Consider the following 22,858-nt stretch of genomic DNA (forward strand, 5'->3'; position numbering starts at 1 on the left):
CAACGCAGAAGCGAAGCGGGGATTGTTCATGCCCGGGCTGAAAGGGGATTGTTCGCTTGGAATGGCGCTTAGAGGACGTAGAACGAGCGAGTCTGCAAAACCCGAATACCTTCTTTATCCCAAGTCTTAAAGAGCGGCAAAAGCAAAAGAAAGGCGACTTGGTCAGATTACACTTTGTGCTCGAGCAGACAGCCGAGGGTGGTCCTCGCGCGGAAAGGATGTGGGTGGAAGTGACCGGGAAGAAGCGATGGAGTCAGACGTACACCGGGATTCTAACCAATCAGCCCGTATCCATTAAATCCTTGCAGATTGGCGATATCGTTGAATTCGAGCCCAGGCATATTGCGAGAGTTTTAATCCCCAAAGACGATCCTAGGTGGTTGGATATCGGTGAACAAATGGCGCTAGTCTCCAATAAATGCCTGGAAGAAGGCGGCTGCGTGCGGTGGCTCTACCGTGAAACGCCGGACCGGGAGGACGACAGCGGGTGGCGGTTATTCGAAGGAACCGAGAGCGATGCGTATAGCAGCCAAGCTTCAAACATTAGCGTCTTAAACCTGTATGCATTACTCGATAAGGATCCTAGCCTGATAACGCCGCTCAAAGGCGCGTTCGGAACGGCCTTCGAGAGAGAAAATACGAACAGTCCTTGGATAGAAATCAAGGATTGGAACGGATCATCCGATTAATTTGATCATAGGCGAGGGGTCTCATGAAGTACGCGTTGTCCGCATATGGAATCGTGCTGTTTCTCATTCTGCAAGCGACCACGGCCTGCGGGGAATCGGAGCCATCCGGCTCGGCGCAGGTTAACGGTCCGAATACGGCAAGTCATGCCGCTAACCCGGTCCAACATTCGCGCCAAACGCCATCGACTGGCCAACAAGAGCCGAAGCATAGCGCAGCCTCACCCGTTATCATTTCCGATGTAGACCATTGGAATCACCCGATCAAGCCGTACTTCATCGACAGAGGCCTTTCAAAAATTGTATTTCCAACGAAAGCATATCCCGTTTTTTATATGCGGTATGATTGGAATCTAACTGAAGTCATCAATGATTATCTGAATGGGACGACAGAAGCCATGTTAAAGGCTAACGGGTATTGGGACTTTGAGATCCGCACGCCGCATCATCGGATCGCTGTTAAAGCGCATGAGCGGAAGCTGACGCGACTGTCCTATGATGGTCAGGATCAGAATTTGGAGCAGCTTCGCAAGGAATACAACTTGATCGATGCGGCAACGAACGCCCGATGGATTAAAAAAAGACAAGAAGACGGGATATTTCTACTGGCGTTCGCCAGGTTCATCAATAGCGCCCAGCAGCCCCGACGATCTGTATCTGAATTACGTCTTATCGTTCTCGGAGAAGAACAAGAATGGATGGAACGAATACGTCATTGAGATGCCAAGAAGCAGCGATACGGTCATTGCAAGGTGGTACGCTAAAGTGGAGAATGGAGCGGCCGTGTTCTATGGGGAAACGGGCGAGAATTTAGCGTGGGATCTCCAGCAGGTCAGGGGGGCTATTTGCCAAGCGGTTTGGGTTCAAGGCGTCTGCGGCAGGCACGAATTACGACATTACATGCGATGCTTTTCTGATGCCTGAGGGACTCTATCGCATTCGGTTGACACAGAAGTCTGCAGAGCAGGAGAACATAATCTATTATGATGGAGATAGCAATCAGTTCTACAAAGATGCAAAGCGTCAGTCGCTGCTCAAAAAACTTGACCTACCCTAATGTTCGATAGATGAGTTTACCAGCGCATCCTGGGACTTCACTTCCAGTCCAAGCATGCCGCTGGTTTTTTTTGTGCAAACAAAACTCGGTTTGATGGAGCATGGCGGAGGACTTGCAGGCTTCGTCATGCTCAAAGGAAGTGTAAGCAAGAGCCTTATTTCGAGGGGTAAAGCACATCGCCATTAGCATTTGTTATCATAATAACCTCTTTGCTAATCCTTGCATCCAACTTAGCATCATTTGTAACCGAATTAATGATATCTTCGACCAAGTTTTCCATGGTAGTCTCATCATAAGTTAATTCTGTTCGTAGAACCATCGAACCAGTCAGATCATAATAACCTTCGGCATCTTTTACGTTGGACACAGAACCAAGTACGATCTTTACATTTTGGCTCTCTAACTTCAATTGTTTTGCGATTGATAATTGCAGTTCTGACTGTTTGTTAACAGACCACTCAGCCAGTTCCTCTTTTGAAGAAAAGCCTTCCTGCTTTTTAGTTTCTCCAATGGGTAGTACCTCATGCACTGCCGATTCGGCTGTAGACATTGATTCTCGAGCAAGAGCAGAATTGTCGCTACTATTCGTGAGATATGCGTAGGTTACGATGATGATAGCTACGAGTAGAATAGAAAAAAACATCATTTTTCTATACTTTTTTTTCAAGCTTTTCACTCTCCTGTTATTTCTCATCTTGGCTTAATGCTATAAGTCATTCCACATTTGCTTTGAGGAATCAGCCACGCAGTCGAACTCCAATTAGTAAGAGTAGTTATATAAAGCTGCCATAACCCCTCCGACTTGACTCGAAATATCAAGATTGATTTGTAACAACACACTTGTAGTCGGAGTGTTGTACGACATAGCACCGTACGCGGTAACAATAATGTTGTTGTTAGATACAATACTAGCGGCCTGCGGTGTTGTTGCACTGTACCCTGAAACGGTAGTTGAACCTGAAATAGCAGGATTACTAAGGGTGAGGCGATAATTTTTCTTGCCAGAAGTAATTTCGTTTCCAGTGGCATAGTTAACAGTAAACACTGTTGTATCTCCGCCTAGTGTAACATTTGTAATTGTCAAGGTGAAAACATAATTCGAATTGGCAGTGAGGGTACTTGTGTACGATCCGTAGTGAGTAGTTCGCGCCAATGGATTTCCAGGTAATACCTCTCGGTTCGAAACTTCAGCAGTAACAATAGCACCGTCACCAACAGGGATTTGGTATACAAGAGAGTCTTGACCATCTGGAATTGCGTCGTTCCCATGTTCGTTCAAATATGCGAATACAATCTCCATTCTTCTATCAACTTCATCTTGCGTGATATCATTTTGCGAGCTGGTTGCCGCTGCGAATGCCCCATTTATTGGAATTACCAATAGAACCAACAGGAACAACATGACTGAAATCTTCTTCATCAAAACTACCTCCCAAGCGTTTTTTAGGCGAGTCATCACCTATCACAAAACACAGTCTGTCCCGACGTAGCGCCAATCATCACCTAGAGCAAGGCATCCTCTCCCCGGAGAATAAACTACCACTCTCAATGATCACCGCGCATTTATATGTATAATGATTCTAGGTCGCTTGCTTGTGCGTCAAAGTAAGTGGTGCGATAAATCGGGTCGACTTCTCGTGCCCATGCAAAGTTCATCGGAAGTCGGCTCATTTATTGTACAAGACACCCGACGGCAATCGCCGCCCGATCACCTTGGCACAATCACTGGATGTGCATTTTGCTCTACGATTAGGAATAACGATAATTAGGCTTCAGAAATACTGACGCTGCGACCAAGAACCTGCAACTTCATTTTTTCTCACTACCTTCATCCGTTACCTTAATTAGTAAAATTTCCTTTTGTTAGTATAAATGAAAAGCTGAAGAAATGTAAATATAGATTTGAAAAGGTTATTCGAGATGTCTTAACCGCAGCACACAATCGTTTTACAAGCAGTAGTCGGATGTGGTCAGCTTTCAATTCAGATGAATTGGATATTGTTCAATCTGTACAATCCGATCAAGAACATTCGCGACATTCTCTTGCACAGCATCCGCACCAACGGTATCGCCACCGAAGCCGAATGCGACGGCGATGCCCGCGAAGACCCCCGCGACGAGCTCGGCCGCATCGGCAGCAGGATCCGCTCGCTGTTCACGCAGAATCGCAACGCCAGCCTCAAGCTGAGCGAATCCGGCGCATGATGGAGACGGGCATCCGCTCCTTCGTCATGCTAACCAATCGTCTGGCCACACCCGGCGAATCCGACGACGTATGGAAGCGGGCTGCGGAGCGGATTCTGAGCGCCTTGCCAGATGTGGACTTCGGCCTGTACGAATGTCCGTATCCCTGTAAAAGGCTGATGAACCCCGCGCTGCTGCTCTGCTCGACATTTCGGAGGAACGGTCAGATCGAGACTATTTGCGGCACGGAAAAAAATGAACGTAAGATTGGGGGAGGACTACGCGTATGAACCATTCAGATCCTGATTGGTATAAGGACTTGCAGGCGGATATTTTTAGACAAAAAAAAGTTTAACGATCGGTTGCTGCAAAAAATCGTGCTGCGTTCTCAAAGTGCCGAAGCGACAGTGTCTAAGCCGATACGTTACTGGTTGGTTCATGTAAGTTTGGCTTCATTGCTCGTCATATTGACGGTGCTGTTCGTTACGCATCGAACGAGCACCAACCAGACCCAATTGTGAAACAAGGCGGACAAACACAAGCTGGAGGCTTGGAGGACTTGCCGGATCAAGAGCCTGCCGTGCCGGAGCCAACGGACCTCACTAGTGATCTGCCACTTGGTCACATCGATCTATCTGAGGTGCCTGCTCACGAGAATTTCGTACCCAAGACTGTTCAGCTGTCACACGCATCCGAGGAAGATTCCATTCAATATTTGGAAGGATCGTCTGCATGGGCCGAGAAAACGGAGAGAGGATTCACGCTCAGAACCACTTATCGTACATCCGATGGCGTAGAGTTTTTATTTATACAGGCAGCTGAGCCGGTCCCTGAAGAGAAGACGCTTCAATGGTTTTTAACAAGCGATGCCTATGGAACTGAACAGAAGGAACAAACCGAGATTCAAGGACATGCAGTCATCTACGTAGACGGTAAAGTAAGAAAAGTCGCTCATTTAATCACGGACAAGCATATATTCACGGTCATGACCAATGAAGGGACTGTAGAGGAATGTATGGAGATATTGGAGCAGATTGAGCTGAAAGGGGGAGTAGAAGCAGGGAATAGAATCATACATGTGCACTAAAGCTAGTGGCAATTTGACCGAACTACAATGAGGCGAAGCTCCGCAGTCCCTATGAGACGGCGGAGCTTCTTCATGGATGCCGAGATCGATTCACGGGCCTGATCCAACAGAAGTTACGCGCCAGCCTAACCATGATTTTTTAAGATATATAAATGGTTCCGTTATAGCTTGATCCGCTACTTCATAGAGCGTTCCGTATTTCGGGTCATTGCTTATTCTGCCTTGCCGCACTTCAGACGTCACTGCTTTAATGGGATGAAAGGAAAATAACAGTTGCTTTCGTACAGCTAGCTCAGGCGTTATGGAAGGAAGAAATAAAAAGTAGACGAGCAGGATCACGACGAGAGTAAGTACGATCTTCTTCGATTTTTTTGACATGAGCCCTCACCCTCCCGGAAAAATAAAATGATAGTCGTATTCGGGTCCCCATAGCTATACACCACTAACATTCCCGAGGCCGCCGTCTACCTTATGATTTTCATGGTCTTGAGCAGCCTATGAGTTCGAATTTATGATATTTGACGGTCGATATGGAAATAAGTTTCAGGTGGATGTTGCGATGCTCGTTACGTGACACAGAGTTCCAATGAGCAGCACGATCCATCTGACCAAGACAGCCGTGTAAATTGCATCTCAAGCTCAAAGGAACGGATGCTCCTTCTACATGGCAAATCGGCGAAAAGAATGGTAATGGGTCAATTGCTGTCTGACTATGGAGAGAATTCAATGAATTATGGAAGGATGTAGGAATATTGTTGTAGAATAAGATAGTAAAATAGGATTACTTTAGGAAATGGGGGCTGTTTTGTGGAGGTTGTTTCATTGCCGCCCAATGCGCCAGTTCTTATGGAGGCTACTAGAGCAATTGGTTATTCAATTGAAACCGCTGTGGCCGATATTGTAGATAATAGCGTTACAGCGAACGCTACACAGGTACATATCATGTTCTTTCCAGTCGGAAATCCATATGTTGCAATTATGGATAATGGGGATGGCATGAATAAGGATGAGATAAAGAATGCAATGCGGTATGGAAGCAAAAATCCGCTTGATGCGAGAGCACTTGGTGATTTGGGGAGGTTTGGATTAGGACTAAAGACCGCCTCGATGTCCCAATGTAGAAGGCTTACTGTAATAAGCAAAAAATGTGATGAAATTATTGGCGCACAGTGGGACTTGGACTTTATTGAATCAACTAATGACTGGTCGTTAAAGCTCCTTAATTCAGATGATGTTGCGGATATCCCACATATCGGACAGCTGAAAGAGAATAACACAGGAACATTGGTCGTATGGCAGGCTTTGGATCGCTTAAGTCTAGGAGAGCTTAACTTTGACCAAATAATGGGCAAATATATGGATCGCGTTAGGGAACATTTATCTTTGGTATTTCATCGCTACCTTTCTGGAGAACAGGGAATAAAGAAGGTTGAGATACTAATGAATAATGTTAGGCTTGAACCGATTGACCCTTTTTTTATCGGGTAGAAGTACCCAAGTAATGGCAGATGAGAGCATTTCGATTGAAGGACATAAGGTTATAGTAAGACCCTATACACTGCCCCACGTTTCCCAACTGTCCGAATCCGAAATCAACATGCTCGGAGGAAAAGACGGTCTAAGAAAGCTGCAGGGCTTCTATGTTTACCGCAACAAAAGATTGCTTGTCTGGGGAACCTGGTTTCGTTTAATGCGGCAGGGGGACTTGTCAAAACTTGCTAGAGTTCGTGTTGACATTCCTAATTCGTTAGACTACCTTTGGACACTTGATATAAAAAAAATCAAGCGCAGTTCCTCCTGAAGTTGTGCGTAAGAATCTGGCGGGAATTATCAATAAAATATCCGAAAGCAGTAAAAGAACATGGGTTTTTAGAGGGAAGAAGGAAACGGATGACTCTAAAATACATGTGTGGAACCGCGTGAAATCTCGACAAGGAGGAGTATTCTACGAAATAAATCGCGATCACCCGTTGGTAGAGGCAGTCGGCTCAAGCGCTTCTTTGAATAAACAATTAGTTGAAAGATTGCTTTTGCAAATAGAAAGAAGCTTGCCTCTAAATCAGCTTTATATTGATCTGACTAATGATGAGCGTGTTGTAAATGAGAACGAAATCTCAAAATCGGATCTGTTAAGTCTATTGGAGCAACTGCTGGCTGGGTGTAGGAACTTGCAAGAAAAAGAAACAATGATTAAGAGGTTGGCAAGCACAGAACCTTTTAATCAACAACCAGAATTATTGAGGGAATTAGTTCAGGAGGCTGAGTAGAATGTTAAGTCAAGCAGCGCAAATGCTCGAAAGGTTTATTTCCGTTGCAGTCAATACAAAGTATCCTGATGCTCCTCCGAGTGAGGATGAATTTATTGCCGAGGCTAATGCATTACGAGCGGCATTCCCCATACCCGATGAGGAATTTGAGCAAGTTGTAAGAAATCTTAAGGCCGCGTTAGTTATTACAATGGATGTTGGCGTATATATCTCCAATAGAAGTAGCGACCATCAATCATGGCTCCCTAGCCGTAGAGCAGGAATTGATTTTTACTATTGGAATCGGTTCAAACGTTATCTGGAAGATGTAAAAGGATGGAATACTCGTGTGACAGCAAATCTAGAGACCGTATCCAATGATATTGTGGACTTATTTGGCGATCCTCAAAGTAGCAAGCCGTGGCAGAGAAGAGGATTGGTTCTAGGCGACGTTCAATCGGGCAAGACCGTTAACTATACCGCTATCTGCAATAAGGCAGCGGATACAGGATACAAGGTCATCATTGTTCTGGCAGGGACTATGGAAAACTTGCGCATGCAAACACAGAAGCGTCTGGATAAGGAGTTCGCAGGCAGATTAAGCAAAGATCTATTGCGATTGAAGGGAAAACAAGAGGTTAAAAATGTATTTGATGGAGTAGGGAAACTAGACTCGACCAAACGAATTTCTGCGTTTACATCAGTACTTTATGACTTTAACTCGAGTATTTTGAACAGCAATGATTTGACTTTAAAAAACATCAAAGAACCTGCGTTGTTCGTTGTGAAAAAGAATAAATCAGTATTGAAAAATCTTGAGAGCTGGCTTTATTCCAATAATGCAGATAATTCTGGAAAAATCGATTTGCCGTTGCTCCTTATTGATGATGAAGCGGATAATGCATCAGTAAACACAAGAAAAGAAGAGGAAGATCCAACAGCGATCAATGCGGCAATCCGATCAATCCTAAATAGATTCTATCAGGCAACTTACCTGGGGATTACAGCCACTCCATTCGCCAATATTTTTATCAATCCAGAAACAGAGGACGATATGGTGGGAGATGATCTTTTCCCAAGAGATTTTATTTACGTTTTGTCTCCTCCTACGAACTATATTGGATCTAATGCAATGTTTGGAGAAGAAGCGAAATATGAGAAAAGCATAGTACAGATCAACACTGAGGAGATCGAGTGTTTCTTTCCATTCAGGCATAAGAAAGATCTTGCAGTTGATGATCTGCCTCCAAGCTTGTATGAGGCGATGGGCTATTTTCTGTTAGCGAATGCAGTACGGGATGTTCGCGGTGATATTAAGGACCATCGGTCCATGCTCATCAATGTAAGTAGATTTACTGATGTTCAGGTAAAAATACGCGAAAATATTATTGTATGGTTAGAACAGGTTAAGTCGGATGTTCGGAATTATGCTGCCTGGGAAGAAGAGCAAGCTCTTCAGATACGTTCACTGAATTTGCTGAAGCAAATTTGGGACAAGTATGGTTTGAAGGATAAAGCAGGGGTTTCATGGCGTATTTTACAGATGGAATATTTGCATAAGGCCATCTCCCCATTAGAAGTTCGTGCAGTCAACCAGAAAACAGGGGCTGCAAGCCTTAATTATGATACTCATGAAGAAAATGGGCTGAGAGTTATTGCGGTCGGAGGCAACAGCTTGTCTCGGGGATTGACACTAGAAGGCTTGTGCACAAGCTATTTTTATCGCAATTCCCAAATGTATGATACGTTGCTTCAAATGGCAAGATGGTTTGGCTACCGTCCGAATTATAGCGATCTGTTCAAAGTATGGATGTCTGCTGATGTAATTGATTGGTATGGATATATTACAGCGGCAGCAAATGAGCTGAAAGATGAAATAAGCAGAATGAACAAGCATGATCTTACGCCAAGAGATTTCGGTCTAAAAGTTCGACAAGATCCTAATTCTTTAATAGTAACTGCTCGGAATAAAATGAGAACGGCAACACATGTTAGTCGTCCAATTTCGGTAACGGGCAAATTGCTTGAAACGCCGCGGTTGAAATCCAAACCTGATGTGCTTGCAGCGAACGAACGTGCCTTTAAACTATTTGTAGCTAGCCTGGACAGCGCTGGTTCAAGGCGCGATATAGATCAAAACGGACTTATGTGGAGCGGAATCCATAAGGATCTCATTGTTGAGCTGCTATATAGTTTTGAAACACATCCTTGGCACATGTCATTCCAAGGAAAGGCGTTGGCCGAATACATTGAGAAGAATTCAGGTTTTATTGAATGGGATGTATTCATTCCATTCGGTTCCGATACAACGGAGTTCGAGCTAGAAGGTGCCAATGGCACTATTTCGCTGAAGAGAGAAAAACGCTACGTTGAAGAAGCCAACGGCATGATTAAAGTCATGGGAACAAAGGTCAGAGTCGGGTCAGGCGGGTGTACAAAGGCAGGATTATCGAGCGATCAAATAAAAGCAGCTGAAATTAGTTTTCGACAGTTGAATCGTGATCGAAGAAATGTTCCAGATAGTGCTTACCTGATAGGTGATCGCAAGCCGCTATTAATGCTTCATGTGCTGAAGAGTACCCAAAAAGAAAATGAGCCAGCCAATCCTAAGATTCCAGAAACTCTTTACGCTATTGGTTTAGGGCTCCCAGGCAATGGACAGACCGAAGCGGCCTATTATGTTGTAAATATGGTTGAGGTAAGCAACTGGATGGATATCGATGACGATGAGGACGATGATAATGTTGTCTAATGAAATGCTTCTAGAAAAATGGGATAAGCTTTCACACCATAATAGCGGATATGTCAGAATAGATGGAACTCATCCTCTTGATTGGCATATCGGATATGAAGACATTAGTCAAAAATCTCTTCTATTATTATGTGATGATGAGCCAGAATCGGTGCCATCTTCCAAGTCAATCTTGTCCTCATTCGGACAACGTGGAGACGGAAAATGGGCAATAGCATTCCGACTAGTACGAAATGAAAATGAAGAAGTATTCATACGACTATGTTGCGATTTGATAGAGTCATCAAGGACTCAAGCAAACTCTAGGCACGGTATTCAATATGCAATAAAGCGTTATAAACAGTGGTCTAAGTTGATGGAACAACAGAAGAATGGATTGTTGAGCGAGTCAGATAGGAAAGGCTTGTTAGGAGAAATTATTCACTTGCAGCAATGCATGGCACAAGGAACATCTCAACAAGAAGCTGTAACATGTTGGATGGGACCTGAAGGTGCAGATCAGGATTTTATCTTTTCGACCATCTGGCATGAAGTAAAAGCGACAGGTATAGGTTCAAAAACTGTTTCTATCTCATCGCTGGAGCAGTTAAATGTAGCTTTTCCTGGGTTGTTGGTATTGTATTTTGTTGATAAAACAGCGCCTAATGAAAATGCTTCATTTACTCTTCTGAGCAAAATGGCAGAGATTCGAGATGCTTTGAAGAACAATCAAACGGCATTGAACTTATTCAATGAAAAATTGCTTCGCCGAGGATTTATTGATGTGAAAGAGTACGAAGACTACTGGTATCGATTGAGCGGGACGCAAAGATATAAAGTGGACAACACCTTTCCCAAATTAATAAACAGCAACGTCCCTTCCCAAATTGCATCAGCAGGCTATGAAATAAGTTTAAACGCTATAGAAAGCTGGAGAGTCTAGTATGGAGGCGTCATATGGAGCTGCAGGAATTTAGAAAAGAGCTTATAGAAGATGTTCGTTCGACTGCTGCAGCCTATGGTGAAGGTTCCAGCGCTGCATTTGTTGGAATTTTCTCAAACTACCTTGTAAACGCGGAAGTGCTTCCAGATTTCGAGGCTACCTTTTATCTGGGGGCAGGCTTGCGTAACAGAAAGATACGGATCGATGGCTATGCTCTGGACGAATTTGATTATACGATGAATCTTATTATTGCAGATTTTCAAGGAGAGAATGCCGAGAGAACGCTTACCAAATCAGAGGCAGAGCAAATATTTGAATGGCCGATACGATTTGTTGATGAAACTTTCAATAATAATCTCCATAAAAAAAATAGAGATCAGCAGTGCTGCTGCGGATTTAACTGATATATTGATGACTAATAAAGAACGGATTAGGAAGTATCGTGTTTTGCTATTCACTGATGGGTTTATGAGTGGTCGAATTGAGAGTTTTCCAGTTAAAGAATTTGCAGGGGTTAATATAGAGTTTCAAATCTGGGATGTAGAGCGGCTCTTCAAAATGTTCTTGGCTGAGTCAGGTCGCGAGAATATTGAAATAGACTTCACTCAATACACTCCATATGGAATCCCGTGCCTTGATGCAAGTGGCTTCGGAGATAATTCCTACCGTTGTTATTTGTGCGTGGTTCCAGGTTCTGCTGTTGCGGATGTATACGATCGTTTCGGTGCTCAATTGCTTGAAGGAAATGTGCGTTCATTTCTAAGCACCAAGGTTGCCGTAAACAAGAAAATACGAGAAACCATACTGGGTTCTCCTAAGATGTTCTTTGCATTCAACAACGGAATTGCAGCTACGGCAGTTGATGTAGTAATCAAGGAGAGGCCAGAAGGGAAATTCATAACATCTGTAAAGGATTTTCAGATTATCAACGGAGGACAGACAACGGCCTCATTATCCAATGCCCGCTATAAGGATAATGCCAGCCTTAGCGAAATCAGCGTTCAAATGAAATTGACTGAGATTGACGCCGATTTGGATGCGACTCACATACTCATGCAAAAAATTTCGAGATCGTCAAATAGCCAGAATAAAGTAAGTGATGCCGACTTCTTTTCAACTCATCCATTTCACATTCGAATTGAACAGATTTCGAGGAGGTTGTTTGCACCTGCAACAGGAGGTGCACAGCATGATACGCGCTGGTTTTATGAACGTGCTAGGGGTCAGTACCTTCAAGCTCAAATGCGTATGACCAAATCTGAACGCAACCGCTTTCTGACACAAAATCCAAAACATCAGCTCATTTCGAAGACTGATTTGGCGAAGGCCCGCAATACTTGGCGGGGGTTGCCTCACACTGTAAGCAAAGGCGCTCAATCCAATTTCAGTGAGTTCGCAGAATGGATAGATGATGCTTGGTCGATTTCGGATGAGGCATTCAATGAACGATTTTTTCAAGAATCTATTTCTCTCTTTATTCTTTTTAAACATGTTGAAAAGCTGGTTACGTACCAAATATGGTATGAGCAAGGTTATCGGGCTAATATTGTAACGTATTCAATCGCTTTGTTGGCCCACTTGCTTAAGAGTCAATACCCCCATCACACTTTGGACCTGCAAATAATTTGGAATAAACAAGATGTTCCCGAGGTGCTTGCTAATCAATTAAGCAAGCTGGCGAAAGCAGTGTTGGATTCGATTACCGATCCGACTAGGGCAGTAGCCAACGTAACACAGTGGTGTAAACGAGAGGCATGTTGGCTCAGAGTCAAGTCATTGGACATTACTCTCGATGCTGAAATTGAATCGGTTCTAATTGATACAAGCGATGCAAAAACGGAAGCTCGAAGAGCACGCAAGGATCAAAAGTTGATAAGCGGAATTGAAGCTCAAGCCAAAGTGGTCAATTATGGATCGGAATATTGGAGAAGGGTGCAATCATTTGTTGCCGAAAAGAAAATACCTTACCATACGGAAGCAGAATCTTTAAAAATTGCTTGCAATATGCCCGCGAAGCTGCCAAACTCGGTACATAGCCAGAAGTTGCTTTCTTTGCTTAAAAAGGCGGTATCGGAAGGCTGGAAAGAGGACTGAAGAGAGGTGCATCAAAGTGTATAGACTGCTGGATCTGTTTGCAGGCGCGGGTGGCATGAGTCTTGGTTTCATGCAAACAGGCAAATATAATGTTGCTGTCGCAGTTGAAAAGAATGAAAATGCAAAAGCAACTTATAGACGCAACCATCAACATACAAAAGTACTTAGCGATATTTTGGATATAACGGATTATGCCTCTTTTACACGCGAAAATGGATATTTTGACGTTATTATAGGTGGGCCGCCTTGCCAGGGGTTTTCAAATGCCAATCGGCAACGCAATCATATCATTAGTCAAAATAATAGCTTAGTTAAGAAATATGTTGAAATTATTCTCAATTTAAATCCAAAGGCTTTTGTTATGGAAAACGTTCGTATGTTGAAATCGGATATTCATCGGTTTTATTGTGCATGTAGTGATGGTGTTGAATTTGAGCAATTGGGAATAGATACTCGAAGTGAGACAATCATTCTATTAGAAGAAGAAAGCCCCGTTGCAGACTTGGACGATTACTTATTTGATAAAGCTACCCTTGAAGAGTTGATACTTCCTGATAAAGAATTCTACGCTTTAAGAATGATGCATAAAAATTCCTTCAAGCCAGAGTCGCGTCAAAAAATGCTCAAAGAAAAGGCAAAACAATGTATTAAATACATTGCAGGTATGCCCCAAAGAAGTTCAATGGTATCTAGAGAATATATTAAATTCGAACAGGATTCACTAAATGTCTTTATTAATTATGTTGGTGAAAGAATCACTTTTGAGGAAGCAGTTCCTACTATGACAGATTATCTCAATGTTCAGCGTCTGATGATGCGTGCTAAAGAGTTGCTGGATAGTGATATTGCAGTGAGTGAATTAAAAAAAAGACCACAGAGGTTTGTATGTCGAAGCAACATCATATTCGGTAATTGATTATATATTGAAAAGGTTGGGCAAGGCATATTTCATAGATGATGGCGTGCTTAATTCCGCATGGTACGGGGCGCCTCAATTACGAGAAAGATATATTGCATTTGGGCTGAGAAAAGACTTAAACGTTCAACCTAAATTGCCAACTCGGGTATATCAAGAATCGGAATATCGAACTGTGCATGATGCAATTCAAGACTTGGAAGCCGTTGCTCCTGTATTTGAAATAGGGGCTCCTCCGCTTCCTTTGCCCGGTGAATTTAAGGTTACAACGCTGACAGAACAATTGAGAAATGCCTCTGAATTAGTTAACCATATTACAACTGAAACAAGGGAAACAGCCAAGAAACGCTTTGAAGCGCTGGAACCAGGCCAAAACTTTCATGATCTTGATCGCAGTTTAATCGAAGACACGTACACTCGCCCAGAGCGCACTCAGAATTCAATTTATTTAAGGCTTGAATACCAAAAACCCAGTGGAACAGTTACGAACGTTCGCAAATCTATGTGGATTCATCCTAAAATACCTCGGGCGATAAGCATTCGCGAAGCGGCGAGACTTCAAACATTTCCAGATAACTTTGAATTTATTGGAACAAAGGACTCGCAATACCAGCAAGTAGGCAATGCTGTGCCGCCAATGATGGCTAAAGCAATAGCAGAAAAACTTGCAGATTTGTTGGATTCGTGCAATACACCACCCGAAGTTCAGGGAGGTCTTTCCGATGACGGATTCACTGACTCCAGAACAGAGAAGCAAAATGATGTCGAAAATAAAGGCCAAGAACACAGTGCCAGAAATGATCGTCAGGAAGTATCTGCATAGCAAAGGTTTTAGGTTTAGGTTACACGACAAAAAAAATGCCTGGAAAGCCTGATATCGTTTTGCCAAAATTTAAGACTGTGATCTTTGTTCACGGTTGTTTCTGGCACGCACATGGAGGCTGTAAATATTATCGTGCACCTAAATCCAATACAGATTACTGGATGCAAAAGATAGAGAAGAATATCACCCGCGACAATGAACATCAAAAGCTTCTTAAAAAAATGAATTGGAATATAATTGTTGTTTGGGAATGTGAGCTAAGAAGTGATGCAACAGGAAGGTGTTCAGATCTAATTGAGCAAATTGTAAAGAAGGTCAATCAGTGAATTAATTGATGGGGACATGATATGATGAGATATATAGAATACTACGGCGATGACAGACTACGGCATAAAGTCGTCTATAAGAGGAAATCATATTCCGAGTGTATTTATTGTGGAAAAGAGGCCAAATCACGCGAACATGTCCCCTCAAAAGTGTTTCTTTCAAGACCTTATCCAGAAAACTTAGCAATTGTTCCAGCTTGTTCTGAGTGCAACAACTCTTTTTCAGCTGATGAGCTTTTTCTATCTATATTAATTGAAAAACTAAAAAGTTGTTTTTTTTGGTGATGAGTATGTTTTTTCGAAAGAAGTGGACGCAAGAATTAATGAAAACAAACATTTGGTAAGTATTATTGATGAGGCGATTGAGAAAAGCCATCTAGATATGTTCAATGAGAAAATATCAAGAATCATAGCTAAATTGGCTGTTGGCCATTCTGTCTATGAACTTTCAGAAGGATATTGTATCGTTGATAAAATAATTGAATTCTCGTTTTTAAACAATATGACCAATGAAGAAATAGAAGAGTTTACCCTCCCATTTAATCTAAATGACCAGCTCCTTCCAGAAGTGGGGAGCAGGGCGTTTGAAAGAATTCAATTTCTAGAAATCAATTTGACTGCCAAACACAATTCTGAGCAGCAAATAATTGTTCCATTGATTCTACTAGACTGGGTAGATGTTCAGGATAATAAATATCTATATACATGTTATAGGTTTGGTGATGAAACTCTGGTTAAAATGATAATAAATGATTTTTTATATTCAAAGGCGGTACTTAAAGTAGAATAACTTAGTCTTCAATGGAGAGGCAATGTCTCCCTTCCTTTGTGATCTTGTTGTCCTATCTATGTTATATTGAACAGTGCAGTGAGTAATTAATAAAGGAGAGTCGAAATATAGATTAAAGCGTCGATGCAAATGCTTATAAGAGCTTAAGTGCATCATGTATTTAATATTTGAAGCATTGCCCAGAGAAAAGGAGCTTGCATGACTAAAAGAACAATCAAATGTATTTTTCTCTTGATAAGTTCTGGTGGCTGGGAGGATGAAAGTGTTTAGATCAATTAAATGTCGATTAAAAGATATGGGAAGTCAGTGCCATAAGGAATTCTATGTAGAAACAGCGCAAGAGATAGAATTGCTTTTTTCTCAGCGGGACAAAGCTAATTCGCATTATAATGACTGTATTAGGAGAGTACATCAATGCAGTACGATTGAGGAAATTATTGATGTAAAATTGGATATTCAAGAACGAAGTTTAAGTGTTAAGAGTAGCAATATTTCATATAAAGAATGCTCCCTTAATCCCAGTGGTTGTGATCATGATATTCGCGAGATTGATAATCAATCAAGAAAAATGAAGAAAGAAATTAGGGAGATTGAAAATAAGTTATCCGACTTGAGAGAAGTAATAGAGCAACTCAACGAATTTTACGAAAAAAACAATAAGTCATCAAATATATATTATAGGTTTTTTTGAAGATAAATACGGAAAAACCGTATGCACCTATTTTAACCTTGATGATTTTTCTGCTGGTGAATATAATCTTATGCAGATATGGTTAGCGTTTAAAAAAGCCCTTTCATGGTGAGGGATCTAATATTGCAATAACTAATTATAGTGGGAAGCTGAAGATCGATGAGTTTTGTGTTAGGGAAAAGAGAAGATGGCATGGACGATTCATTTTAAAATCGCTACTTGAAATTATTCCGTTATTAAATGAAAAAGTTGAGGAGTACAATCAGAATTATTTTAATACTTTTTCAAAAAAGGTTTACCTCATACAAAGAGTATGAGAGTTCAATAAACTATAGAATGCCGATAGGTTGCATTTATGGAACTATAAAACCAACTGGCGGTCTTACCGTTTCGGAACTAACAAAATTTTATGCATCAGAGGGATTCATTAAAAATGGTAAGTTGTATCGGGAATTGTGATAAAGAATTATAAGCGTTCCAAAATGCATATGGTCTTATCAGTTATAAATCTGGGTACTAAGAAATTACTAAAAAACCGATGCTAATATGAATACAGCTTTCGGTTTTTTTTGTGAATTTGACGGGTAGCCTCAAGAAAATTTGAATCATATTCAAATGGAAGTCGGCATTAAGCATGGAAATGTCAAATATCAATAAAGCTTTATTCCCGTCACGTACCCTCGCTTCGCTTCAATAACCTTGATTATAAAGCCATTATGATAAGACAATGGCAAACTCAGATTCATATAAGGTCACACAAATAAATTTACATTAAATGAAAATTAGTTATCGCACTTATGACATTTAGAGCCTGTTAAACTCCCCTTATCAAACAGAGTTGCACAGCCCGAACAGAAATCGTATTTCTCTTTGTGATTCTCGCAAACACCACTTCCTGATTTGGTAAAATAAACAGCAGCATTATCGCAATGAACACAGTATTCTTCAGAAGAGAGTTTCTCATAATATTGTTCTTCTTCGTCATAATCTGTTTGATTATCGTAGTCCTCAATTTCAAAGCCGCCTACTTCAAACTTTTCCGAATCTTCGATATATATATTGTCCTTTTCCTCTTGTTGCTCCGTGTTAAGTTCAAACTCGACAGAAAATGATCCGGTTATTTTACATAATCCAGAACCATAAGGTAAGAAGGTTCCATTGAAGCTAGAGGTCTCCACGCTAATTTCTACTTCAACTTCAAATCTCCCTTCCATAAAAACTTGGTTATCATGAAAGTCAACGGAATCGATTTCAAAGTCCGGTATAGAGCTAGCGCTAATAACTTCAACATCAGCAATTGGATCATCGACAAATGGTTGTAAATCACCACTGTGAATGAAATATGACGTGAGTTCCATCTCGTTATTAAAAATTGCATCCCAGTCCTGCTGATCCGCCAACTCTTTGCAAATATCTAATGCATTCACTTCTAAATATGCTAAACGATTATCAATGTGATTGATTCTAGCGACATAATCTAGAAAATTCGATAACGTCACTAGGATTAAATTGTTTCTTGTTTTTTCTCTGAATTCCTGTACTAGTTCTTTTCTTGCTTCTACTGGTTTACCGTCTTTGTCTAGTTGCCACCAATCTTCTTTGACGTCTCTCGTTACAAAAATAATGTTCTTATTCTTAACAGTTGCCTGATGAAGAACTTGTTTCCATAGAACTAAATCTCCATATTTTCTCGTTCCGGTAGGATCATCATCATCTTTAATTGAATCCTTATATCCCGGAGGAATCAAATATTTATATCTTCTTTCACCTTCTTCATAAACGGACAGCAATTCTTCAAGCGTAAATTGATGGCCCTTACTTCCGTTTGCCACCAAATCTTCGACTAATGCTTTGACTTCATTCTTTCTAATTATGTCTTTGTTTCTTTTAATATCATCTTCAATATCTTTCACATACTTGTCTGATACTTTCTGCATTTCTTTGATGTGCGTTAGTAACTGATCTTTAAACTGGTCAATTAAAGGGTATTTTAGTTCAATATACTTTACAAACTCCCCATCAATGGAGTTCTTGGTTTTTTCAATTATACTACGAATAGATTTAGTTACCTCTTGATACTTATTAAAGCTACTATTGTATTCTTTTTCTTGATGTTTACAAAACTCCTCATGGACTTGATGAGGAATCCATATTGAATCAAAAACTGAACGAAGTGTTCTTAACGCTTGTTCTATTGATTCTGGAGTAAGACGATAAATTCTTAAATAAACGTTAGTATCAAATACAATAATCGGTTCGTTATCCCAAATAGACTTGAAATTATCGAATGAATCTTTCATGTAGCACCTCTCGAGAGAATTTTGATGGTCGGAGGATGAGCATGTATTAGATTGAGGAGATCGTAGGCTTTATGCTGTCGGCATCTGCCACAAACCACCGGGCATGATGAACTAACGATATCAAGCATTCGCAGGCTGAGTCATGGATGCTGGAAATTTAAAAGTTTTATTTCCCTATTGCTTCTTAAGATTCCTTCAGAAGATATATAGATGATAAGGCTAGATTTTAAGATCTGAAACCGATAAAACGTCTCAGCTCTGTTTTGATTCACGTTCGTACTCCCCCTTCAATAATTTTGAAAAAGGCGGAGGGCTTAATCTTTAATCCCTTACACAGGTCAAATATTTTCGTAACTGAAGGCTCGTTTCTGCCAACCTCAATCATGGAGATGTAGGATCGATCCACATCACATTCCTGCGCCAAATCCTCTTGGCTCATGCCCTGCTTTATTCTAAGTGCCTTTACGGTTTTGCCGATGATTTGCTTAATGATAACGGGCTGATCGTTCAAGGAAATTACTCCTTTTCTGTCCATTATCAATTTGCTATACTAACCGCAACAGATAAGGTATTCAACAAAAAGTAATTAAATTACATTTATCGAAAATCGCATTTAATATGCATACAGCAGGGAGGGCCGCTGCGCATTAATACTTACTTACTTCATGAGTATGAGAATAAAAGGTGACAGTTAAACGAGGTGGGGAGTCGATCGTTGGGACAAAGAATTTCTTTGCACGTGAAAGTGTTGTAGTTCCGGGGCTGGAGTGTGGTTAATAATTGAGCTCGAGGAACGCTTAATATCTAAAGTGGAAGTTCAGTTAAGAAGGAGTATATCGACACTGATAAAAGCTCAATACAGCAGCAGTTCAATGTTTTGTTCCCCATGCGGAAAAGCAGGCATATGACCGTGCGAAGCAGGATCGATGTGATTATTGAAAGTAAAATATGAATACAATTTGCATTTTTTCAAACGTGGCAGGGCAAGAAACCTTTATTTATTCTGTATCTTCGCCCAATAACTCACTAACGGAAATATCCAAAGCCTTTGCAATGGCTACAACCTCATAATCCTGAACAAGCCGATACTGCCCCTCCAGTCGTGACAGGCTAGTTGGACTTATATCAAGACCAAAGGTCTGGAGCTTAGCCAGAAACTCCTTTTGCTTTAACCCTTTAGCTGTGCGGACGGCAACCACTTTGGTGCCGATTATGTTTTTATCGCCTGGCGGTTCTTTCCGATGCTTCATCTGATCGCACCTCACATTTAGCCAAATTGTAAGTGAGGTTATGGTTGTTTTAATGCGATAATCGCATTAAAATGAAATAAACCGATTTTCGCAGTAAAGTATAGAAGTTGCCCGCATCTTAGAAGAGCACAAAGCGATTAAACACGATGCAGGGAGGGCCAACCATGCTCCACTTACTCCATCAGTATGAGGAGGAAAAGCGAAAGTTAAACGAGCTGGGGCGCCGATCGTTGGAGCAGGGGATACCGTTGTATATGAATGAGGCGGTGCAGGCGCAGAGTCGGAAGGTGGACGAGCTGATCGTTCAATTACATAAGAAGAAGGCGGAGCGCAATAAGCGGCTGCGTCCATAATGGATGCAAGGAAGGGGGGAGGCGGATGGAAGTGCCGGACTGGTTTCGGAATGCCATGCAGCAGCGGCTTGACGAGATTATTTCCCATAGCGATGTAGGACTGGAGCTGCGGCAAGCGCGCACTGAGGAGCAGGAGGCATTCGCGTCGTTGTACGGCGGTATGGATGCGATTCAATTTACCAAGTACATGGCTTGGGAAGACAGGCATCTGTACAGGCGAGCGCTGGAGAATGAGCGTCTTTATATGGAGGGCGTGAAGGATGGCGCTCGGTTGGCTGCGGCGCTGATGGCTGATGGGAGTAAGCCAGAAGAGGATCATTCTTAAAGCCGCTTCTCCCACGTTATCGTGCTACAATAGTTATAAATGTCCTGGGGAAAATGGTAGGTGTAAAAGTGGATAAAAAATTTATTGAGAATCGACTTAGAAATGCACTAAATAGGCTTTACCATTTTGACTCACTCATTATCTCTAACAATTCAAATGAACGATCGATCACCCATCGGCTAGCTGTTCATCTGGGCACCCTGTTTTTTGAAGACTGGAATGTTGACGTAGAGTACAATAGGAACCTTGGGGACAGGAAGCAGATCTCATGGCTTGCAAGAGGGCTAGATGAAGAAGATGTTATATCCGGCCGCAAATCCGTTTATCCCGATATCATCGTACATAAAAGAAATTCTTCTGAAAATCTGCTAGTGGTCGAGGTCAAGAAAATGGGGGGTCTCGGAGCGTCTGGAGCAATACGACATTGAGAAACTAAATGGGTATTTCCGGGAAGAAACGTTGAAATATGAATATGCAGCTTTTGTTAAAATTTCGGATCCAAACATGAGACCTAAGAAAGAATTTCTCTTAAGAACAAGAGATGAGTGGTTGGCGAATGGGACATCGGCTGATTTCTGGAGTTGGTCGTCGCGGTAAATGAATAATCCTGGCGGTCAGGGGGGAGCTTACAGCAATTTCGTCTAAGCGGGCGTTGCGATATGAATGAGATACATCGTATTTGCGTGATCTGGTAAAAGTATAACAATCAAGAGGTGTTTGTTTAAAAAGGGAGAATTTGTTTGAAAAAATTAATCGTAATGCTTGGATTGGCTTTTATTATGATTCTATGTAGTTGTAATGGCAATTCTAAAAACGAAAAAATAAATGAACCTAAACAAACAGCAATTTCCCCTAGTACTACACGGACCACAGGTTCTTCTATTTCCAATGAAAAAATCTCTATTTATGACATCAATAATAAAGAGATTGGAAAAATTGAACGTTATGGGATTTTAGTTCTTACAGATGACAGCATTATTTATAATAAGATTCCGACTGGGTCTGTTGACTCCATAACTGATATGGATTACTATCGCTACATTTTTAAAACAAAAGAAAATATAAAACTGGGTACAGTTGAGAATTGGTCTTACGAAGCTAAGTATGATACGACAGTCATTGGCAACTCATTATACATGTATGTTACAACTGGTGAAATTTCGGATATTAAAAATAGAACGCTTTATCTTTATAAAGTGGATTTATCCAGTAATTCGATGTCAGTTGTTTTTTCTGAAAGAGGGGGGATTTCCCTATAATACGATGACTGCTGTGGGCAATAAACTGTTATTGGTTAGAGTAGTCCCAACCGGCGGTTCTGTGTTAGAAGAATATAATTCAGATACGAACAAGAGAAAGCTATTAAAGCAATTTGATTTTGATGACAGAGCAAATACAGGAGAAGCTATCCGGCAGATAACATCTGACGAAAATACAATTTCATTGTTACGTTTAAAAATAGAATCAGGCGGTAAAATACGGATGTATCTCGATGTATATGACCATAATATGACTTTTCTGCGATCTGTCGATGTTTCTAAGATTCCGTCTAATTCTATCGACTCGCCCGAGAATGAATTACGTCAAGGTGTATCCAATTTTGTCGCTTCAAACGATTATATATACTATGCGAATTTTAGCATTACTAGATTTATGGGGAAAATTACAAATAATTCCCTGCATCCTATTATGAATGTTAATCCAGAATTCGAAATGGCTTCAGAATCTGTAAAAGGAAAATTTTCGGGTTTGTTTTATCAATCGTTCAACAAGAACAATGAACTATATCTACTAAGTTACACAGACGGCACGCTGAAAAGAACAACGTTTAATGTTGATGACGAAAGGTATTATATCATCAACATTTCGAAAAATACGAAAAATAATCTCTTAATTACAATGAGATATAAAAACCCCGACACAGGAGAAGGACTTGCGCCAAGATTATACTATGTTAATTTGTCAGATTTGGATTTTAAGAGGTTTATACCTTCGGTACCTGAGAAGTAAAACGCTTTATAACCCGTCATTTTCGATGGGTTATTTATGTTACATA

General features: G+C 41.2%; 26 protein-coding genes and 1 pseudogene. 21 read left to right on the forward strand and 6 right to left on the reverse strand.

The window, feature by feature from the left end; genetic code table 11:
- Positions 1–56 precede the first annotated feature (56 nt).
- Together OMP40_RS15365 and OMP40_RS15370 are read left to right on the forward strand one after the other, a co-directional pair.
- Positions 57–689 carry an immunity protein Imm33 domain-containing protein gene (locus tag OMP40_RS15365; protein ID WP_277532511.1) on the forward strand — a complete coding sequence of 211 codons (633 nt, stop codon included), beginning with the start codon at positions 57–59 and terminating at the stop codon, positions 687–689.
- A 23-nt stretch (positions 690–712) separates the two neighbouring features.
- Positions 713–1,405 carry a hypothetical protein gene (locus OMP40_RS15370; protein WP_277532512.1) on the forward strand — a complete coding sequence of 231 codons (693 nt, stop codon included), beginning with the start codon at positions 713–715 and terminating at the stop codon, positions 1,403–1,405.
- 492 nt (positions 1,406–1,897) lie between these two features.
- Here the strand turns inward: OMP40_RS15370 and OMP40_RS15375 are convergent, their stop codons facing one another.
- Both OMP40_RS15375 and OMP40_RS15380 read right to left on the reverse strand, forming a co-directional pair.
- The gene (locus OMP40_RS15375) at positions 1,898–2,410 is read right to left on the reverse strand and encodes a hypothetical protein (protein ID WP_277532513.1); all 513 of its coding nucleotides are present in this window, start codon (positions 2,408–2,410) and stop codon (positions 1,898–1,900) included.
- 93 nt (positions 2,411–2,503) lie between these two features.
- Positions 2,504–3,163 carry a hypothetical protein gene (locus OMP40_RS15380; protein WP_277532515.1) on the reverse strand — a complete coding sequence of 220 codons (660 nt, stop codon included), beginning with the start codon at positions 3,161–3,163 and terminating at the stop codon, positions 2,504–2,506.
- A gap of 566 nt (positions 3,164–3,729) precedes the next feature.
- Between OMP40_RS15380 and OMP40_RS15385 the strand changes: the two genes are divergently transcribed.
- The 3 genes from OMP40_RS15385 to OMP40_RS15395 all read left to right on the forward strand — a co-directional run bounded on the left by OMP40_RS15385 (position 3,730) and on the right by OMP40_RS15395 (position 5,014).
- Positions 3,730–3,948: a hypothetical protein gene (locus OMP40_RS15385; RefSeq protein ID WP_277532516.1), complete on the forward strand. Its 219-nt coding sequence runs from the start codon at positions 3,730–3,732 to the stop codon at positions 3,946–3,948.
- The gene (locus OMP40_RS15390) at positions 3,945–4,217 is read left to right on the forward strand and encodes a hypothetical protein (protein ID WP_277532517.1); all 273 of its coding nucleotides are present in this window, start codon (positions 3,945–3,947) and stop codon (positions 4,215–4,217) included. The genes OMP40_RS15385 and OMP40_RS15390 overlap by 4 nt, the downstream gene beginning before the upstream one ends.
- A gap of 269 nt (positions 4,218–4,486) precedes the next feature.
- Positions 4,487–5,014 (forward strand): hypothetical protein, encoded by a 528-nt coding sequence (locus tag OMP40_RS15395; protein ID WP_277532518.1) that lies wholly within the window; start codon positions 4,487–4,489, stop codon positions 5,012–5,014.
- 90 nt (positions 5,015–5,104) lie between these two features.
- On the opposite strand, the gene OMP40_RS15400 is transcribed toward OMP40_RS15395, so the two are convergent.
- A complete protein-coding gene (locus tag OMP40_RS15400; protein WP_277532522.1) occupies positions 5,105–5,392 on the reverse strand; it encodes a hypothetical protein in 288 nt (95 codons plus the stop codon).
- A 444-nt stretch (positions 5,393–5,836) separates the two neighbouring features.
- On the opposite strand from OMP40_RS15400, the gene OMP40_RS15405 reads away from it, so the two are divergent.
- From OMP40_RS15405 to OMP40_RS15450, 12 genes and pseudogenes are all read left to right on the forward strand, one after another.
- Positions 5,837–6,502: an ATP-binding protein gene (locus tag OMP40_RS15405; RefSeq protein ID WP_277532524.1), complete on the forward strand. Its 666-nt coding sequence runs from the start codon at positions 5,837–5,839 to the stop codon at positions 6,500–6,502.
- Positions 6,503–6,819: 317 nt separating this feature from the next.
- A complete protein-coding gene (locus OMP40_RS15410; RefSeq protein WP_277532526.1) occupies positions 6,820–7,281 on the forward strand; it encodes a hypothetical protein in 462 nt (153 codons plus the stop codon).
- A 1-nt stretch (position 7,282) separates the two neighbouring features.
- Positions 7,283–10,012: a Z1 domain-containing protein gene (locus OMP40_RS15415; RefSeq protein ID WP_277532528.1), complete on the forward strand. Its 2,730-nt coding sequence runs from the start codon at positions 7,283–7,285 to the stop codon at positions 10,010–10,012.
- Positions 9,981–10,934, forward strand: a complete 954-nt coding sequence (locus OMP40_RS15420) for a PD-(D/E)XK motif protein (protein WP_277532529.1) — start codon at positions 9,981–9,983, stop codon at positions 10,932–10,934. The genes OMP40_RS15415 and OMP40_RS15420 overlap by 32 nt, the downstream gene beginning before the upstream one ends.
- Positions 10,935–10,948: 14 nt before the next feature.
- Positions 10,949–11,338, forward strand: a complete 390-nt coding sequence (locus OMP40_RS15425; RefSeq protein WP_277532530.1) for a hypothetical protein — start codon at positions 10,949–10,951, stop codon at positions 11,336–11,338.
- Positions 11,271–13,028: an AIPR family protein gene (locus OMP40_RS15430; protein ID WP_277533215.1), complete on the forward strand. Its 1,758-nt coding sequence runs from the start codon at positions 11,271–11,273 to the stop codon at positions 13,026–13,028. Before OMP40_RS15425 ends, OMP40_RS15430 begins: the two co-directional genes overlap by 68 nt.
- A 16-nt stretch (positions 13,029–13,044) precedes the next feature.
- Positions 13,045–13,944: a DNA cytosine methyltransferase gene (locus OMP40_RS15435; protein WP_277532531.1), complete on the forward strand. Its 900-nt coding sequence runs from the start codon at positions 13,045–13,047 to the stop codon at positions 13,942–13,944.
- A gap of 46 nt (positions 13,945–13,990) precedes the next feature.
- Positions 13,991–14,551: pseudogene (locus tag OMP40_RS15440) on the forward strand (DNA cytosine methyltransferase); the annotation flags it as partial.
- A 154-nt stretch (positions 14,552–14,705) separates the two neighbouring features.
- Complete coding sequence (locus tag OMP40_RS41800) at positions 14,706–14,819, forward strand: hypothetical protein (RefSeq protein ID WP_420871981.1); 114 nt, start codon at positions 14,706–14,708, stop codon at positions 14,817–14,819.
- Complete coding sequence (locus OMP40_RS41805; RefSeq protein WP_420871940.1) at positions 14,803–15,093, forward strand: very short patch repair endonuclease; 291 nt, start codon at positions 14,803–14,805, stop codon at positions 15,091–15,093. Before OMP40_RS41800 ends, OMP40_RS41805 begins: the two co-directional genes overlap by 17 nt.
- Positions 15,094–15,400: 307 nt before the next feature.
- Positions 15,401–15,883, forward strand: a complete 483-nt coding sequence (locus tag OMP40_RS15445) for a hypothetical protein (protein ID WP_277532534.1) — start codon at positions 15,401–15,403, stop codon at positions 15,881–15,883.
- Between the two features lie 262 nt (positions 15,884–16,145).
- Positions 16,146–16,574, forward strand: a complete 429-nt coding sequence (locus tag OMP40_RS15450) for a hypothetical protein (protein ID WP_277532535.1) — start codon at positions 16,146–16,148, stop codon at positions 16,572–16,574.
- Between the two features lie 782 nt (positions 16,575–17,356).
- Here OMP40_RS15450 and OMP40_RS15455 read toward each other — a convergent pair.
- The 3 genes from OMP40_RS15455 to OMP40_RS15465 all read right to left on the reverse strand — a co-directional run bounded on the left by OMP40_RS15455 (position 17,357) and on the right by OMP40_RS15465 (position 20,124).
- Positions 17,357–18,874, reverse strand: a complete 1,518-nt coding sequence (locus OMP40_RS15455; protein WP_277532536.1) for a PIN domain-containing protein — start codon at positions 18,872–18,874, stop codon at positions 17,357–17,359.
- 268 nt (positions 18,875–19,142) lie between these two features.
- A complete protein-coding gene (locus OMP40_RS15460) occupies positions 19,143–19,385 on the reverse strand; it encodes a helix-turn-helix domain-containing protein (RefSeq protein WP_277532537.1) in 243 nt (80 codons plus the stop codon).
- Between the two features lie 487 nt (positions 19,386–19,872).
- The gene (locus tag OMP40_RS15465; protein ID WP_277532538.1) at positions 19,873–20,124 is read right to left on the reverse strand and encodes a helix-turn-helix domain-containing protein; all 252 of its coding nucleotides are present in this window, start codon (positions 20,122–20,124) and stop codon (positions 19,873–19,875) included.
- 164 nt (positions 20,125–20,288) lie between these two features.
- Between OMP40_RS15465 and OMP40_RS15470 the strand changes: the two genes are divergently transcribed.
- The 4 genes from OMP40_RS15470 (at position 20,289) to OMP40_RS15485 (ending at position 22,812) form a co-directional block, all read left to right on the forward strand.
- Positions 20,289–20,477 (forward strand): aspartyl-phosphate phosphatase Spo0E family protein, encoded by a 189-nt coding sequence (locus tag OMP40_RS15470; protein WP_217591919.1) that lies wholly within the window; start codon positions 20,289–20,291, stop codon positions 20,475–20,477.
- 25 nt (positions 20,478–20,502) lie between these two features.
- On the forward strand, positions 20,503–20,802 hold the full coding sequence (locus OMP40_RS15475) for a hypothetical protein (protein WP_277532539.1): 300 nt from the start codon (positions 20,503–20,505) through the stop codon (positions 20,800–20,802).
- A gap of 740 nt (positions 20,803–21,542) precedes the next feature.
- Positions 21,543–22,061, forward strand: coding sequence for a hypothetical protein (locus OMP40_RS15480; protein ID WP_277532541.1), 519 nt, complete (start codon positions 21,543–21,545; stop codon positions 22,059–22,061).
- Between the two features lie 13 nt (positions 22,062–22,074).
- Positions 22,075–22,812 carry a hypothetical protein gene (locus tag OMP40_RS15485; RefSeq protein ID WP_277532543.1) on the forward strand — a complete coding sequence of 246 codons (738 nt, stop codon included), beginning with the start codon at positions 22,075–22,077 and terminating at the stop codon, positions 22,810–22,812.
- Positions 22,813–22,858 lie beyond the last annotated feature (46 nt).

The sequence above is a fragment of the Cohnella rhizosphaerae genome (genome assembly GCF_029525575.1).
GTDB lineage: Bacteria > Bacillota > Bacilli > Paenibacillales > Paenibacillaceae > Cohnella > Cohnella rhizosphaerae.